We start from the raw sequence: 14,923 nt of genomic DNA, 5'->3' as shown, positions 1-14,923 counted from the left end.
GCTGCTTTTTATAATGATTTACGATTATTAATCGATTTTTAAGCCTGGGCTTAATGTCGCTGGCATTGCTACTTTTTCAAGCTCTACCGAAGCGACAGGGTATGCACAATAGTCAGCAGCATAATATGCGCTTGCTCTGTGGTTACCTGATGCACCAATACCACCAAATGGTGCTGCACTTGATGCACCTGTGATAGGACGGTTCCAGTTTACGATACCTGCGCGAATACGACGAAGGAAATGGTCGTAATCTGCTGCGCTGTCGCTTAATAAACCAGCTGATAAACCAAAGCTTGTGTCATTCGCTTTATCAATAGCGGCATCAAAATCAGTGAAGCGGAATACTTTAAGCAGTGGTCCAAAGTGCTCTTCGTCTGGGAAGTTAGCTACATTTGTACACTCTAAAATACCCGGTGTCACAAAACCGGTATTTTCTTTGTGCGTTAGCTCAACTAACACTTCAGCGCCAAGCTCAACAAGTTGCTGTTGTGCTGTGACCATACCAGCTGCTGCAGCAGCAGAAATCATTGACCCGATGAAAGGTTGCTCTTCTGCGTCGTAGTCACCGACTTTAATAGCTTTAGTTGCTTTAATAAGACCAGCTAAGATAGCATCACCTTGCTCGCCCGCAGGTAAGAATAACTTACGCGCACACGTACAACGTTGACCTGTAGAGATAAACGCTGATTGAATAATATCGTGGATAGCCGCTTTAGTGTCAGCAACATCAGTAACGATAAGCGGGTTATTACCACCCATTTCTAAAGCTAAGATTTTACCCGGTTGACCAGCAAACTGTTCATGTAAAATATGACCAGTGCGCGAAGAGCCAGTAAAGAATAAACCGTCGATCCCTTTATGAGATGCAAGCGCTTTACCCGTTTCTACTTCACCTTGCACAAGGTTGATTACACCTGCAGGGAGACCCGCCTTTTGCCATAACTTTAACGTTAACTCAGCAACTGCTGGCGTTAGCTCAGAAGGTTTAAATACCACGGTATTGCCTGCTAATAGTGCAGGTACAATGTGACCATTTGGTAAGTGACCAGGGAAGTTATAAGGGCCAAACACAGCTACAACACCATGAGGCTTGTGGCGGATCATCGCGCGACCTTGTGGCATTGGGTTTTCAACATCGCCTGTACGCTCTAAAAATGCTTTTTCAGAGATAGCAATTTTACCCACCATCGCACCTGCTTCAGTGCGTGTTTCCCAAAGTGGTTTACCTGTTTCTTGTGCGATAGCAATCGCTAATTCTTCGCTGTGCTCTTTCAGTGTTTCTGCGAATGTTTTTACAATCGCTAAACGCTCTGCAAATGTTTTATCAGCCCAGCTGTAAAACGCTTCACGTGCAGCAGCGACTGCGCCGTCTACTTGTTCGGCTGTAGCAGTGTTTGCTTGCCAAATTACATCGTTATTTGCTGGGTTTACAGATTGAAAAGTATGACCAAGGCCTGCTTGCCATTGACCATTAATAAATTGCGCTGCATGAGTCATTAATATGTCTCCTGAATTCTATAGTTCTGCAAGTGATACTGAATCACCCGCTTCTAAGTGAAGTGCTTTTGCTAATTCACTTGAGATTGTGATGCTATCGGCATCACATGATAGGCTAACTTGAGTCACGGTTGCTCTAAAATCAGCAATTTTATCATTTGCTAACAATACCGTGGTGTCGCCTTGGCTTTCACCAATTTCAACTTTAACTGTGTGGGCATTTCTGACTGTAGCAATGTTATCTACTTTTGCTTCAACAGTTGGGCCTGCATCAAAAATGTCTACATAACCATTAAAGGTGAAACCTTCGCTCTTTAATAGTTCAATCGCAGGGCGTGTGTTGTCATGTACTTGACCAATCACAGCTTGTGCATCTTTGCTCAGTAAGTTGACGTAAATTGGGTATTTAGGCATTAACTCAGCAATAAATACTTTCTGACCAATACCCGTTAAGTAATCTGCCGTTGGAAAGTCCATTGAGAAAAAGTGCTCTTCTAGCCATTGCCAGAATGGGCTTTCGCCGCTTTCGTCTGACACACCTCGCATTTCAGCAATTACGGTGTCAGCAAAACGCTCTCTATGTTGATTAATAAACATAAAACGCGCTTTTGAAAGCAATTTACCGTTATTGTTTTTACGGTAGCCATCTTTTAAGAATAATGTACATAGCTCAGTTGCACCGGTGTAATCATTACACAGGGTTAAAATATCAACGGCTTTATACACGTCTAGCGTACGAGAAGAATGAATTACTTTGCTTAAATGATAATGATAAAAAGCATCATCTAAACCAACAGCGGCTTCAATACCCGAAGTCCCTACAACTTCACCCGTTTCGCTATCTTCAAGAACAAACAAGTAACCTTCATCACCTGGCTGCTGTGCTGCTTTTGCAAATGAGCTGACAGAATGATCAATTTTCTTTTGTAATAACTCTTCATTATTAGGCAAAGACGTAAAGCCATGGCCTGACTCAACAGCAATCTTTACTAACGCTTGGTAATCGCTTTGCTGGATTGGGCGAAGGATCATCATAAGTCCGCTTGCTCCCTTATAAATAACGGTAAATTAAGAAATGTGGGCAAGCTTAACTTGCCCTGAAATGACAGTTTCGTTTAGCCGTTAACGACTTTTGCAACTGCTTTTTCGAAACGAGCCATACCTTCGCGGATATCAGCTTCTGGAATTACAAGTGACGGAGTGAAACGAACAACATCAGCGCCAGCAACTAAAGACATAACGCCTTCTGCAGTACCAGCCACTAAAAACTCTTTTGCACGACCTTTGAATTGCTCTGTTACTACAGCACCAATTAATAGACCTTCGCCACGGATTTCAGTGAATACATTGTACTTTTCGTTAATCGCAGTTAGTAACTCGCGGAATAACGCTGACTTTTCTTTAACGCCGTTAAGTACATCAGGAGTATTTACTGTGTCGAATGCTGCTTCTGCTACTGCACACGCAAGTGGGTTACCACCGTAAGTAGAACCATGAGTACCTACTTTTAAGTGCTTAGCAATATCAGTTGTGGTGATCATCGCACCGATAGGGAAACCACCACCTAACGCTTTTGCAGTCGTTAAGATATCAGGAGTTACATTTAAACCTTGATAAGCATAAAGCTCACCCGTACGACCAACACCTGTTTGTACTTCATCAAAGATAAGTAGTGCATTGTGCTTTGTACATAACTCACGAACACCTTCAACAAACTCAGCAGTTGGCGAAATGATACCGCCTTCACCTTGTAGAGGCTCCATCATTACTGCACAAGTGCTGTCTGAGATAAGCGCTTCAAATGCTGCTAAATCGTTGTAGTCACAGTGAACGATATCACCAGGTTTTGGACCAAAACCATCAGAGTATGCAGCTTGACCGCCTACTGTTACTGTGAAGAAGGTACGGCCGTGGAAACCTTTGTTGAATGAGATAATTTGTGACTTTTGCTCACCAAAGTTATCAAGTGCAAAACGGCGTGCAAGTTTAAGTGCCGCTTCGTTAGCTTCTGCACCAGAGTTAGCAAAATATACTTTTTCAGCGAACGTTGCGTCAGTTAGCTTTTTAGCTAAGCGAAGCGCTGGCTCATTAGTCATTACATTTGATAAGTGCCAAATTTTTTCGCCTTGCTCTTTTAATGCACTTACAAGAGCTGGGTGACAATGGCCAAGACAGTTAACAGCAATACCACCAGCAAAATCGATAAATTCGCGACCTTCTTGGTCCCATACGCGAGAGCCTTCGCCTCGAACTGGAATAACACTTGATGGTGCATAGTTAGGAACCATTACTTGATCAAATAATTCGCGATTGACTGTCATTTTATATCCTCATAATTGTAAGCACACTCAGAGTAAGGTGGCGCTCTAAAGCTAAACTAAGCCATTTTACTTAGCCGATTGAGCTTAGCGCAAAATCACCAAAATTACTCTTTGGTTCAATTTTCATTCATCCATTATTCCAGAAAATTTTCGTCCTGTCTCTTAGAAAACTTTCATGTAGCCCTTGAAAATAAAGGGCTTGAGATATTTTTTCATGGATAGTGAATAACTATTTGAAGGCTATTTTTTGCTCTAAATACTATAAAAAGGCGTACGGCTAGTGAGCCAAGCAGAGGCTAAAGAGAAAAAATTTGTCACTGCGGATTGATAAACAATGAATGAATAGTCGCAAAAAAATTAACAATTTTTTTAATTAATTTGAATATGAAAGCGATCAAAATTGCATTTTGCTAGCTGATCAAGCTCTTCTTTAGTGAAATCGAAGTGTGCAAACCAACGTTCGGTTTCGTCATTTTCGACTAGTTGATGCTCATTTAAACTTAAATACTGAGCGTAACAACGTGCTTTTAAAATCACCTTGGTAAGCGGCAAATACTCATCGTTTTTAGCTAAAGGTGTAGTTAACTGCTGCATTACCGCATTAAATGGCAAATACCTAAAAGCCATTTTCTCAATTACGGTGGCTGTTACCTTCATCGACTGCTTATTTAGCAAGGTGCTTAAAAATAAAGGATCCGGTTTTAGCTCTAATAAAGCTGTGTGTAGATCTTTCTTTTGTTCATCACGGGCTTTCGTTACTTGGCGCTGCCAAACTAACTCGAAAATACGAAGGTATATACGTACTAGCGCTATCTTACCCACGTCGAGTAGCATACCTAAAGTAAACGCATGCACCTCATTTACACCATTTAATTTAGCAAGTTCTTGAGCAGCAATGGCACACGCCATTGAGTTATCACGAAGTCGGCGCTTTAGTAGTGGAAATGGCTCTGTACTGTGTGGCATCCAATGGCGTACCGCAAAGGTTGGCACGACAAACTTTAAGTTATCTAAACCAATGTAGCGAAGCGCTAACAGAGGGTTATCGACTTGAACTGAAGTGTGTTTATTACGTTGTTTTCGATAGAAAGGTAAATTCACAAACGCAACGAGCTCACGACCTAACCAACTCAAATCTTTAACTAACGGCTCTAGTCGACCTACTGAGGCCGAACGCACAGCTAAAATATCTAAAATAGCAGGTACGCTATCTTGAATCCCTATAGTTTCATGAATTACTGAATCAATGTCTTCAAGCTGCTTATGCATGGCAGCCTCAATCACTTGGTGTAATTGCTTGCTCGCCTGTGCACGGTATTTATGGTGAGCTGTACTGCTCTTTTGACGTTTTTTCTCGGCAGCAACTTCTACTTCTAATAGAGTTCGCTGTTCCATTGATTCGCCATAATCAATTTCGAGGGTGTGAATATAGCCAATTTGACGCTGTGCAAAACTGTGACCAAGCAAAAGATCGTGCGCGCGCTCATTAAGCACCATCGCAGTCCTTTGTTGTCGGTTTTCTTCGGTCATTTGCACAGGCGTATTGTCGGTCATATTTGTTAATTCACTAGCCTAAGGTTAGAAGCGAGTTAAAAAGTTAGCAAGTAATTCAAGCCCTTGTTGGGTCAAAATTGCTTCGGGGTGAAATTGCACTCCTTCAAGTGCTAAATCATTATGCATGATCCCCATAATTTCATCAAAATCAGAATTTTGTTCTGTCCATGCGGTAATAGTGAAGTCACTAGGCAGGCTTTGTTTATCCACCACTAAAGAATGGTACCGGCATACCGTCAGTGGATTTGCCAAACCATTAAACACACCTTGATTGCTATGCTTAACTAACGAGGTTTTACCATGCATCACTTGCTTTGCACGAATAACATCAGCACCTAGAGCCTGAGCAATAGTTTGATGACCTAAGCAAATACCAAGAATTGGCAACTGGCCTTTTAGTTGTTCAACCACTTGCAAAGAAATACCCGCTTCGTTTGGTGAACATGGCCCAGGTGAAAGTACAATGTGCTCTGGATTAAGCTGTTTAATCTCAGCAATGCTGATCTCATCGTTTCGTTTAACTAATACATCTTGGTCTAAGCGCTGAAAATATTGCACTAGGTTGTATGTAAACGAATCATAATTGTCGATCATTAACAGCATTGCGTGTAACCCAAAATTACTCAGTCAAAATAATGAAGGCACATTTTACCCCAAGCATTCATAAATGTCGGCAAAAAATGAGGTATTACTCAGCGATTAAATGCGCTGTAAGGTCAGCCCTTTCTTGCTCATTAAGTTTTTGCGAACATTTATTTGCAAAGTCATAACGTACTAGTACGGTTTTACCAACGGCACAGCAGTTATCTTGCTGCCAAGCCTCTTGGCGCAGTACAAATGAACTAGAGCCGATGTGCTCAACACTGGTTTTCACTGTGACATCGTGACCATAAAACAACTCACCCACAAAGCTTACTTCAACCTTAGCAATGATCAGTTTCCACTCATAAGGGTTTAAATCGGGCGTAAAAAACCTGAAAATAGGCGCTCGGGCGGCTTCAAACCATACAGGGAGTACGGTATTGTTGATGTGCCCTAGCACATCTGTTTCGCTAAAGCGTGGTGTGATAGTTTCAGTAAACATAGTAACCCTATAAAAAATATAAACTAAAGGTAGCTCATGACGGACTTTATTCGCGTATACGAAAACGCCCTCAGCAAAGAATTTTGCGACAACTTTATCACGGTATTTGAACAAAGCCCGCATTTAAAACAAGGCATTACCTCAGGCGGAGTAGATTTAGCGAAAAAAGACAGCCGCGATTTATACCTTAATAACCACCCCGAATACGCTGAGCAACTAAAGCATATTCAACAAACGACTGCTGGTTACGTATTCAAATACCTTGAAGAGCATATTTTTATGATGATTGGTGCCTTTGGTTTAAAGGTTTACCATCCGCAAACGGGCAAACCTGTTGACTTAACACAGGATAACTTTGAAGAAGTCGGCAAACCACAATTGCCATTACTCGTGCAGCAAATTTTCCGCATGGGTCCAATTCAAGCACAGAAATACGATATCAATAAAGGTGGTTACCCTTATTGGCATAGCGAGGTATATCCGCAAGCAGGCCACAACGAGGCACTACACCGCGTGCTGTTATTTATGTTCTATTTAAATGATGTAGAAGAAGGTGGTGAAACAGAGTTTTACTATCAACAACGAAAAATATCGCCTATACAGGGTTCTATGGTCGTAGCACCGGGCTATTTTACCCACACGCACCGTGGTAATAAGCCAATTTCAAATGATAAGTATATTTTAACCTCGTGGGTTTTATTCAACCGTGCGGAACAAATTTATGGCCAACCAAGCACCTAATATGCTTGAGGGCATTACATTCAAACATAAGAAAAATATTAAATTAGGCAGCTCTTTTTAATTAAATTTAAGGTTTGGTTAATTTGATTCTTTAAATAAGAGCCGTCTGCAACCTTTTCATATACCTCACTGACTCTTAACAAAACAAAATTTCCATGCATTTCTGCTACGGAAAAACCATAAATAATAATTGAATTGTTTGAATCTACCATAAAAATCATTTCGTGATGCAAAAGAGAAGGCTTTTTTAGAAACTTTACTTTTTCAATTTCAAAAGAAGAAAGTAAGGCATTTGCATACCTAGAAAGCAGTTCAGCAAAGGCTGAATGCTTTTCCTTTGGTAAATTAGCCGCGATTTCATTTTCTGAAGGAATAAGAAGCGTAATCGTATAATTCTTTGAGAAGTCTGAAGAAGAAAACTCATGAATTGTACCACCAAGCCAAGCTGAAGGAGGGGCTTTTTGGACCCCTTTATTAACTAAACAATTCTCATTTACTTCAATTAATAATCCTTGGTCACCAAAAGATTTGTTTGAGAACGAAAAGCTCAATAATAAAGTTAATAGACCAATACTATTACTTATTTTTTTCTGCTTTTTTACAAAGTAACTTTTTAAGCTTTTCAATTTTCAAATCTAAATAGAAACAATGGACAAAATAAATACTCAATACAATAAAAAATGCATACATTTTCGTTGAATTATCGAGTCGCTCCCAACTTGTATAAGCACTATACGCAACGAAAAACATTGCTAAAATTGCAAAAATACGATTGAGCATTAATGAAACTCAGAGCCTTGGTTAATAGATGTTCTATTAGCCATTTCATTTTCACCCTTTTGTAACTCTTTATTATTAAAGTGTACAGTTGCCCAAATAACTAAAGTAGTCCAACCTTTTTTCCCTAAACGCTTTTGATTAAGCACAGATTTAGCTAAATCCTTAGCTCCTAATGCTGATACTGAGTAACCTAACATATTAGCTATTTGGTCAAATTTTTTATGAAATGCAATATCATTTTTAAGTTCGTCATTCGTGAGAGACCAAATATGCCATTGAGGATTAATTAGAGTATCCACAGCCTTTTGAGCCAAGCGTTCTGACAAAATAGGATTGCCTGTCGATCTAATAATCTTCATTGCAGTTAACCTATCTAGTCGGTCTAAATGTCTATATAAAATGGTCGCACACATAGCCTCTACAGCTTGACTTTGGGAATTTTTAGATAAGTGGAGAGGAATATCAAGAATACGAGAAAGGATTACAATTTTCTCATTCTCATTTTTAGGTAGTTTATAAAGTTGATTAACCGAGTCTAAATTAGCCATCACTATTCCTTGTGAAAAGTCCTTTTATAGGAACGTTAGCTAAACGATTTATATATGTCAATACTGTTTTCATCAAGACGAATACTGCTGCCCCTTTCAAACAACCCTAACTCGAATAAGAATTAAACCATTATGTAAAACAAAAGAATTAACTCAGAATATGCAATGAAAAATAAGTATTTTGCTTTATACTTACTTTTAAAAAGGCAAATAGATTTGCGCGCTGAGGCCACCTTCGGGGCGATTAAGTAGTTGTACTCGGCCGCCGTGCATATCGACAATACGTTTTATTATCGCAAGCCCTAAGCCACTGCCTTCGCTACCGCGAGCAGCATCACCTTGTTTAAACGGTTCAAATACAGTTTCAAGTTCGCTTTCAGGGATCCCCGGGCCATGATCGTTAACCACGACCATGGCAAACTTTTTATTACTGCTCACGCGGGTTTCAACCTCTATATCACCATCTGAATAGCGAATTGCGTTTTCAATCATATTAGTAACAACACGCTTTATTGCTACCATACTCACTGGCACTTCGCTTAAGCTCGGATTCTCTTTAAAGGTAATAGTGCGGTGATGTTTTTGTTCAGCTTCGACAACTTCAGAAACAATCGCGTTTAAGTCTTCTAGCTCAAGTTCTTCACGTTTGTGGTGGCGTAAATATTCAATGAATTGGTCGATAATGGCATTCATGTCTTCAATATCATGAATGATCCCTTCACGCAGGTAATCTTCATCGTCCGACATCATTTCGGTAGCAAGGCGAATACGTGTAAGCGGCGTGCGCAAGTCATGAGAAACACCAGCCATTAATAACCGACGGTCATTCTCAAGGGCAGCAATACCACGCGACATTTGGTTAAACGCTCGGGTTACTTCAATAACTTCAGTAGAGCCTTGCTCTTCTAGCTTAGTTGAAAAGTCACCCACCCCTACTTTCACAGCGGCTTGTTGCAGTGCCTTTAAAGGCCTATTTAGATGACGGGCAAATAACCACCCACCGAGTACGCTTAAAAAGCCAATACTCGATAAATAAAAAGTTAAAAACTTTAAGTTGTTTTCTTGCAGGCCGGTGAGCGGCACGCGCACCCAATAACCCGGTGCTTGCGGTGCTTCAACCCAATAAACAAGTGGATCAGTTTGGCTAATACGTACTCGAGCAGAGCCATTGAGCTCTTTCGACATACTGCGCGAAAGCATAGAGTACTCACGAGTTTCAGCCAACCCTTCACTCATCGCTTGGCGCTGGGTCATCACTTCGATGCCGGTGATCTCAAAAAACTTATCTGAGGCTTCTTTGCTTACCTCAACCCCTTCTTCCCATTCGATAAACACGGTTTTCACCTGTTTCGAAAGGATCAGGTTTACTTGTTCTATAGTTGGTTTAACAACATAAAAACTAACCGTGATATAAGAGACAATTTGATTGATTAACAGCAGGGCTGCAACCAAAAATACCGTTTGTCCAAACGCACTACGTGGAAACATGCCCATTACTGTTATTTTTCACCGTCTGGCACAAATACGTAGCCTAAGCCCCATACTGTTTGGATATAACGAGGATTAGCAGCATCCACTTCAATCATACGGCGTAAGCGTGAAACCTGAACATCGATACTGCGCTCAAGCGCACTGTAATCTCGGCCACGCGCTAAGTTCATCAGTTTATCGCGACTAAGCGGTTCACGTGGATGAGTCACTAACGCTTTTAATACCGCAAACTCACCACTGGTTAACGACATTGTTTTATCACCATGGCTCATTTCACGGGTCGCAAGGTTTAGTGTGAAGTCACCAAAACTAATTTCGTTTTCTTCGGCAGCAGGCGCACCTGGCACTTCTTTAGCACGACGACGTAAAATTGCTTTAATACGCGCTAACAGTTCACGTGGGTTGAATGGTTTAGGAATATAATCATCAGCACCAAGCTCTAAACCGATTATACGGTCAACTTCATCGCCTTTGGCTGTAAGCATTACAATTGGAATGTCATTTTCTTTTTGACGTAAACGACGGCAAATTGATAACCCATCTTCACCTGGCAACATTAAATCTAATACTATCAAATGGAAGTTTTCACGCTCTAATAAGCGATCCATCTGCTCTGAATTTGCTGCTGAGCGAACAATAAAGCCTTGTTCTACAAGGTAACGCTCTAGCAAGCTACGTAAGCGCATATCGTCATCAACAACCAATACTTTTGTCGTTTCGTGTCCCATAACTTTCATTCTTTTTGTAATATGTTACTTATTAATATAAATGAAAAAGTTAAGAATAAAAAACGAATTACGCGCTTAGATTGTTACTGAACATTTCAAAATCCCACTCGACAAAGGGTATACTTTGCGGCTGGTTTTCTTTTTAGGCTGAATAAAATGGCAAAGACAAATTTAATAACCCGAGAAGGGTATCAGCAATTACAACAAGAACATGATTACTTATGGCATGAAAAGCGCCCTGAAATTACCAAAATTGTTACTTGGGCAGCAAGCTTAGGCGACCGTTCTGAAAACGCCGATTATCAATTTAATAAGCGTGTTTTACGACAGATAGATCGCCGTGTACGCTATCTTCGTAAACGCATGCCAGATCTTAAAATTGTTGACTACAACCCACAGCAAGCGGGTAAAGTGTTTTTTGGTGCTTGGGTCGAAATTGAGAATGAACAAGGCGATACAAAGCGCTTTCGTATTGTCGGCCCCGACGAAATTTACGAGCGCAAAGATTACATTTCGATTGATGCACCTATGGCTAGAGCGCTACTTGGCAAACAGGTAGATGATGATTTTTCGGTGAACACGCCTGAAGGCGCAAAAGAATGGTATATCAATGAGATAACTTATCCGGACGCGAAATAACTTTTGCCAGAAAATTCAGAAAGCGTTAATTAGTGATTGTTTAGTCTAAAAATGTGATCTATAACTAAAGGTACTCAAGATAAATCATTACTTGAGTTTTAGAAGGTAGTAAGTATGTCAAACGCAATACAACGCATAATGAGTAATGCCATTGTATTCGCACTATTAATTAGTGTGAGTTTGATATCTTACGCCAGTGATATAGAAAGCCATTCAGACAGTGTTACGCCAACCGCTCACTTTATTGCGTGTGATAGTGCAGACCCTGCCAACTTAGATACCGACCTCGATAAACATACACCTGCGTTCGTTGCTAATGTAGCCCAACCACTGCCAGATGCACGTGTGGTTTCGTATGTTCACCCTTGTAATAAGGTGTCTATTTATAGCGCGCACCAGCGAGGGCCACCAGCTTTTTAATTAACTCAAATTTTCTATTTCAGTTTAATTAAAATGTATGGTGACCAAAATGAATAATTTCAAAGAATTACGTCTTCAAGATATCTCTAATGGCGCATTATCTAATGCAGTCAATGAAGTTGAGCCAACACTAGATCTCACTTCTTCAGCTTTAAAAGTACTTAATAGCTTTACTAAAAAAGACCCTTTACGTGCACATTACGGCACCACTATTGTTGATGCTTTAAAGCAAACAAATAGCTGTTGCTCAGATTTTATTTTAGTGGTTGATAGCGAAGATAAACTACTCGGCATCACTTCTAGTGCTGATCTGCAAAGCTCAAAAATTATGATCCTTGCACAGCGCTTGAACTTACACCGTGACGAAATTACTTTACACGATGTAATGACGCCACTTAGCAGCTTAGCTGGTGTGAGCCTGCAAAGCATCAGCTACGCAAGTATTGGCGATGCACTGCAAACCATGGAACACCAAGGTATGATGTTCTTATTAGTAACCAGTGCTAAACAAGAAATATGTGGTTTGATTTCAGCTCGAGAGATCGCTAAAAAATTACATATCCCTGTTAATATCAACCCAATTGCTAATGGCTTTAGCGAAGTATTACAGCAGGTTGATCACCCGCACTAAGCGTTAAAATCTGCGTTGTGTAAGACTATTTTTGCAGGCCTTAAAAGCAGTGCTTTTAAGGCCTTCTTATTGTGATATTATTCAGGCAATTAATCTTCAGTTTTACTGATTTTCTATTTTTAAAAAGGTTTATGCATGAGCAATATCTCTGCACGCTTAGCAACAGAGCTAAGTGCCCAGCAACCACAGGTTGTTGCTGCAATCAAATTACTTGATGAAGGTGCCACAGTTCCTTTTATCGCCCGTTATCGTAAAGAAGTAACTGGTGGCTTAGATGACACGCAACTACGTTTACTTGAACAGCGCTTATCGTATTTACGTGAATTAGAAGAACGCCGTAGCTTTATCCTTAATACTATTGAAGAGCAAGGCAAGCTAACAGCCGAACTAAGTGCTGATATTAATAACGCTGACAGTAAAACTGAGCTTGAAGATTTATATCTGCCTTTCAAACCTAAACGTCGTACAAAAGGGCAAATTGCCATTGAAGCGGGTATTGAGCCGCTTGCCGATGCGCTATTTAACAACCCAAGTCTCGACCCTGAACAACAAGCAAGTGACTACATTAATGCTGATGCAGGCTTTGCAGATAATAAAGCGGTGTTAGATGGCGCTAAATTTATCTTAATGGAACGCTTTGCTGAAGACGCCAAACTGCTAGCTAAATTCCGTAGCCATATCGCACAACATGGTCAAATTGAAAGTACTGTAATCGCTGGTCAAGAAAATGAAGGCGTAAAGTACCGCGACTACTTTGAGCATCAAGAACCGCTTAAAAAAGTACCATCACACCGTGCACTTGCTATGCTGCGTGCTCGTAATGAAGGCGTATTACAACTTAGTATCAACCCTGAGCCAAGCGCAGAAAACCCGGCGCAAGTGTGTGCACAAATGATTGCCGATCATTATCGCTTAGATGTTAGCAATTCTGCTGCAAGCGCTTGGTTAATGGGTGTAGTGCAATGGGCATGGAAAATTAAGTTAAGCCTTCACCTTGAGAATGAATTTTTAGGTGCAATGCGCGAAAAAGCAGAAACCGGCGCAATTGACGTTTTTGCTAAGAACTTAAAAGATTTATTAATGGCCGCTCCTGCAGGTCCACGCACCACGTTAGGTCTGGATCCTGGTTTACGTACTGGTTGTAAAATTGCTGTTGTAGATAGCACAGGCAAGCTGTTAACAACACAAACGATTTTCCCGCACGCACCACAGAACCACTGGGATAAATCGCTTCGTACTCTTGAGCAATTATGCCGCCAACATAAAGTTGAGCTAATCGCTATTGGTAATGGCACAGCTTCACGTGAATCTGACAAATTAGTAGCTGAACTGATTAAAGCCAACACTGAGCTTAAACTTAATAAAGTGATGGTTAGTGAAGCAGGCGCTTCTGTTTATTCGGCATCTGAGTTTGCCGCTAATGAATTCCCTAACCTTGATGTTTCACTACGTGGTGCTGTGTCTATTGCACGCCGCTTACAAGATCCACTTGCTGAGCTGGTAAAAATTGAGCCTAAATCAATCGGTGTAGGTCAGTATCAGCACGATGTATCGCAAAGCCAACTAGGTCAAACACTAACATCTGTGGTTGAAGACTGTGTAAACTCAGTGGGTGTAGACTTAAATATGGCGTCGGTGCCACTACTTACTCGCGTATCTGGCTTAAACAAAACGTTAGCACAAAACATTGTTAGCTACCGTGATGCGAATGGCTCATTTAGCAAACGCTCTGAACTTAAAAAAGTTGAACGTTTAGGGCCTAAAGCCTTTGAACAAGCTGCCGGTTTCTTACGTATCAGCACAGGCTCAGATCCTCTTGATAACTCGTCAGTTCACCCTGAAGCATACCCGGTTGTTAAGCGTATTTGCGAGAAGAACAGCTTAGATGTAAACAGCCTAATTGGTAACTCTGACATCCTAAATAAGCTCGTTGCAAACGACTACATAGACGAAAAATTTGGCTTACCAACGGTTACCGACATTATCAAAGAACTTGATAAACCGGGTCGTGACCCGCGTCCTGAGTTTAAAACAGCTGAATTTAAAGCCGGTGTTGAAACTATTAACGACCTAAAACCAGGTATGATTTTAGAAGGTGTAGTGTCTAACGTTGCTAACTTTGGTGCCTTCGTTGATGTGGGCGTACACCAAGATGGTTTAGTGCATATTTCTGCGATTACTAACAAGTTTATCTCTGATCCACGTGAAGTGGTTAAAGCTGGCGATATTGTAAAAGTAAAAGTAGTTGAAGTAGATGCTGCTCGTAAACGTATTAGCTTTACCATGCGTTTAGACGATGATGTTGATACCAGCAATAAAGCCGCACCAGCTAGCAAACCTAAGCCTGCTGCGAAAGCGAAAAGTGCACCTAAGCAAAAACGCGAATTTGGCAATGTTGCCATGGGTAATGCCTTTGCAGATGCATTTGCCAATGCAAAAGTGAAAAAATAATAGGCTGTTGGCATAAGTCGAAAAAAACCGCGTAAGTG

General features: G+C 40.8%; 15 protein-coding genes. 5 read left to right on the top strand and 10 right to left on the bottom strand.

Annotation, left to right across the window (positions count from 1 at the left end; genetic code table 11):
• Positions 1-27 precede the first annotated feature (27 nt).
• From astD to NFU46_RS17380, 6 genes are all read right to left on the bottom strand, one after another.
• Positions 28-1,497: a succinylglutamate-semialdehyde dehydrogenase gene (gene astD, locus NFU46_RS17405; RefSeq protein ID WP_175083053.1), complete on the bottom strand. Its 1,470-nt coding sequence runs from the start codon at positions 1,495-1,497 to the stop codon at positions 28-30.
• 18 nt (positions 1,498-1,515) lie between these two features.
• Positions 1,516-2,532 (bottom strand): arginine N-succinyltransferase, encoded by a 1,017-nt coding sequence (gene astA, locus NFU46_RS17400; RefSeq protein ID WP_055198948.1) that lies wholly within the window; start codon positions 2,530-2,532, stop codon positions 1,516-1,518.
• An 80-nt stretch (positions 2,533-2,612) separates the two neighbouring features.
• The gene (locus NFU46_RS17395) at positions 2,613-3,818 is read right to left on the bottom strand and encodes an aspartate aminotransferase family protein (RefSeq protein WP_054563477.1); all 1,206 of its coding nucleotides are present in this window, start codon (positions 3,816-3,818) and stop codon (positions 2,613-2,615) included.
• Positions 3,819-4,187: 369 nt separating this feature from the next.
• Positions 4,188-5,348, bottom strand: a complete 1,161-nt coding sequence (locus NFU46_RS17390) for an HDOD domain-containing protein (RefSeq protein ID WP_058584015.1) — start codon at positions 5,346-5,348, stop codon at positions 4,188-4,190.
• Positions 5,349-5,396: 48 nt separating this feature from the next.
• Complete coding sequence (locus tag NFU46_RS17385) at positions 5,397-5,975, bottom strand: aminodeoxychorismate/anthranilate synthase component II (RefSeq protein WP_135923252.1); 579 nt, start codon at positions 5,973-5,975, stop codon at positions 5,397-5,399.
• Positions 5,976-6,060: 85 nt separating this feature from the next.
• Positions 6,061-6,456, bottom strand: a complete 396-nt coding sequence (locus NFU46_RS17380) for a thioesterase family protein (RefSeq protein WP_054563476.1) — start codon at positions 6,454-6,456, stop codon at positions 6,061-6,063.
• Between the two features lie 36 nt (positions 6,457-6,492).
• Between NFU46_RS17380 and NFU46_RS17375 the strand changes: the two genes are divergently transcribed.
• Positions 6,493-7,197 (top strand): 2OG-Fe(II) oxygenase, encoded by a 705-nt coding sequence (locus NFU46_RS17375; RefSeq protein WP_251603622.1) that lies wholly within the window; start codon positions 6,493-6,495, stop codon positions 7,195-7,197.
• 38 nt (positions 7,198-7,235) lie between these two features.
• Here the strand turns inward: NFU46_RS17375 and NFU46_RS17370 are convergent, their stop codons facing one another.
• The 4 genes from NFU46_RS17370 to ompR form a co-directional block, all read right to left on the bottom strand.
• Positions 7,236-7,823: a hypothetical protein gene (locus NFU46_RS17370; RefSeq protein WP_251603620.1), complete on the bottom strand. Its 588-nt coding sequence runs from the start codon at positions 7,821-7,823 to the stop codon at positions 7,236-7,238.
• A gap of 153 nt (positions 7,824-7,976) precedes the next feature.
• Entirely contained in the window at positions 7,977-8,525 is a 549-nt protein-coding gene (locus NFU46_RS17365) for a hypothetical protein (protein WP_251603619.1), read from the bottom strand.
• Positions 8,526-8,723: 198 nt separating this feature from the next.
• Positions 8,724-10,019: a two-component system sensor histidine kinase EnvZ gene (envZ, locus tag NFU46_RS17360; protein WP_054562852.1), complete on the bottom strand. Its 1,296-nt coding sequence runs from the start codon at positions 10,017-10,019 to the stop codon at positions 8,724-8,726.
• Positions 10,020-10,024: 5 nt separating this feature from the next.
• Entirely contained in the window at positions 10,025-10,744 is a 720-nt protein-coding gene (gene ompR, locus NFU46_RS17355; RefSeq protein WP_054554428.1) for a two-component system response regulator OmpR, read from the bottom strand.
• Positions 10,745-10,900: 156 nt separating this feature from the next.
• Here ompR and greB point away from each other — a divergent pair, with 156 nt between their 5' ends.
• From greB to NFU46_RS17335, 4 genes are all read left to right on the top strand, one after another.
• Positions 10,901-11,383 carry a transcription elongation factor GreB gene (gene greB, locus NFU46_RS17350; protein ID WP_063528319.1) on the top strand — a complete coding sequence of 161 codons (483 nt, stop codon included), beginning with the start codon at positions 10,901-10,903 and terminating at the stop codon, positions 11,381-11,383.
• A gap of 114 nt (positions 11,384-11,497) precedes the next feature.
• Positions 11,498-11,803, top strand: a complete 306-nt coding sequence (locus tag NFU46_RS17345; protein WP_251603617.1) for a hypothetical protein — start codon at positions 11,498-11,500, stop codon at positions 11,801-11,803.
• Positions 11,804-11,852: 49 nt separating this feature from the next.
• Positions 11,853-12,434 (top strand): CBS domain-containing protein, encoded by a 582-nt coding sequence (locus tag NFU46_RS17340; protein WP_058586152.1) that lies wholly within the window; start codon positions 11,853-11,855, stop codon positions 12,432-12,434.
• 135 nt (positions 12,435-12,569) lie between these two features.
• On the top strand, positions 12,570-14,885 hold the full coding sequence (locus tag NFU46_RS17335) for a Tex family protein (RefSeq protein ID WP_251603615.1): 2,316 nt from the start codon (positions 12,570-12,572) through the stop codon (positions 14,883-14,885).
• Positions 14,886-14,923 lie beyond the last annotated feature (38 nt).

Origin of the sequence: Pseudoalteromonas sp. NCCP-2140 (assembly GCF_023708065.1) — a bacterium.
Classification (GTDB): Bacteria; Pseudomonadota; Gammaproteobacteria; order Enterobacterales; family Alteromonadaceae; genus Pseudoalteromonas.
Note: the sequence above shows the minus strand (reverse complement) of the source record. Positions and strands in the feature narration are given on the sequence as shown.